Below are 1,744 nucleotides of genomic sequence, written 5' to 3'. Positions count from 1 at the left end.
ACAGGCATGGTCTGTCCACCACATTGCGGCATCATCATCTCCCGCTTCCTGAGCCATCCAGCCGGTGTACTCGGCAAAACGCGCAGCCAATATCAACAGGCGACTTCGCTCGTCAGGTCGCGCCTGTGGCGCCATTACCCGAAGGGCGTTGGTCTGCGCAACGAGCACCGGGATCAGCGCCGCAGGGGAGATCGTCTGTCCAAGCCGACGCGCCTCTTGGAACATCGTTAAGAACGCGGGTAAGGTCGCGCCCTCGGTATGCCGTGGACTAACCGTTGGCCGCAGATGCCAGTTGAAGACGGTCACCACTCCCGCCGAATGAAGGTCTTGTCTATGCAGGCCGGTGAATTCACTACGCCCGTCGGGGCTGAGCCCCATGGTCCAGATATCCGCAGGCCGTGCTGCGCTGAGAGTGGCGGCCGGCGGCAGGTCTTGGACGAGCGCAGCCAAAGCTCCGCCGGCCCCCAACTGTGCGTCGCATCGACGCGCAAGATCCAGGCTGGGGACCTTAAGGCCATTCTCGATTTTACTGAGGTAGCTTTTACTGTAATGGACTATCCGGCTTAGGTCAGCAAGCGATAGCCCCGCATCAATGCGTAGCTTCCGCAGTCTACTTCCGAAATGCGCGGGATCTCCCTCGATGTCGTTGTTCATATGGTCTCCCGTTTCCTAAGGGCCAGCGAGTCGGTCAACGGTTTCCGTTGATCTCACCGACGTGCAAGCTGTTAATCACGAGCGCTGAAACGAACCTAGCCGACGACCGTGATTCATTGGAAGAGTCCGGCGGCCTGAATCCCAAGGATTGGATGGTCTAAGTGAAACTCCTTCGTTCAAGCCGAACCCGCTGGGTGCCCGTCGGCATCTTGACCTTCAGTGGCGCAGCGGTGGCCCTCTTGTGGCCCGAGTTAACCTCTGCACTTGCGTTCGGTTGGGCGATCGCTGCAGGTGCATCCGCTTGGGGTTGTCCGCGAGACGGAAGCTGGCTGCCTCTCCTGACAAGGTTTCCCGTGTCTCCTGAAGCGGTCAACGGTCACCGGGTGGCCCCCGAATCCTCAACGGACGATCATCGAGTGATGCACCTTCGGACAGTCAGGTCTAACGATACGGCGCACCCCAGGGTGCCTGCATGACATATAGCATCGATCGCAAATCTGAATGATCTCGGTTCATGTGATCTAACCTCGGGGTGGGCCCAAGTGGCGAAGGTGTTTGTCAGCTATCGCAACAACGACGATCCGTCGACAGCAGTGCTCTTAGCCGAAGCCATCGACCAAAAATTTGGGGAGGGAACAGCATTCTTCGACAGTAAATCAATTCCGCTCGGATCTGACTTTCGCCCAATTCTATGGGGGCAGCTCGCGAAATGCGTTGCGATGGTCGTCGTAGTGGGGCCCAAGTGGTTGCTTCGCGACGGGGAGCGTGGAAGGCGTATAGACCGCGAGGACGACTTTGTGCGACAGGAGATTGAATTTGCGCTGCAAATAGGCATCGGTGTCATCCCGGTCCTAGTTGGGGGAGCCGTCAGGCTGAAGGCCGGTGAGCTCCCAGCGTCGCTTAGCGCTCTAGCTGACAGGCAATACCTTACGTTGCGTCACCGAAGCATTGATCAAGACCTCGCGCGCCTGTTTCGTGGTCTTCGAGAGTTTATGGTCTCCGAAAGTCCAGGTGTGAAAGTTGAGGCGAGCAGTTCCGGGCCCACATCAACCGGTATCACCTTCAATGGTGCTGTACAGGTAGGTGGAGA

At 58.2% G+C, this 1,744-nt stretch carries 2 protein-coding genes; one reads left to right on the top strand and one right to left on the bottom strand.

All coding sequences use genetic code 11. The features are described 5' to 3' along the window. Nucleotides 1-654 (bottom strand): helix-turn-helix transcriptional regulator (locus tag KBX34_RS32870; protein WP_210928960.1); only part of this gene is annotated, 654 nt, incomplete at its 3' end. A 542-nt stretch (nt 655-1,196) separates the two neighbouring features. Here KBX34_RS32870 and KBX34_RS32865 point away from each other — a divergent pair. Beyond that, nucleotides 1,197-1,744: toll/interleukin-1 receptor domain-containing protein (locus KBX34_RS32865; RefSeq protein WP_210928959.1), on the top strand; the 548-nt coding region annotated here is incomplete at its 3' end.

This window comes from Micromonospora sp. M61 (assembly GCF_018070245.1).
Taxonomy (GTDB): domain Bacteria; phylum Actinomycetota; class Actinomycetes; order Mycobacteriales; family Micromonosporaceae; genus Micromonospora; species Micromonospora zamorensis.
This window is presented reverse-complemented; position numbering and strand designations above follow the sequence as displayed.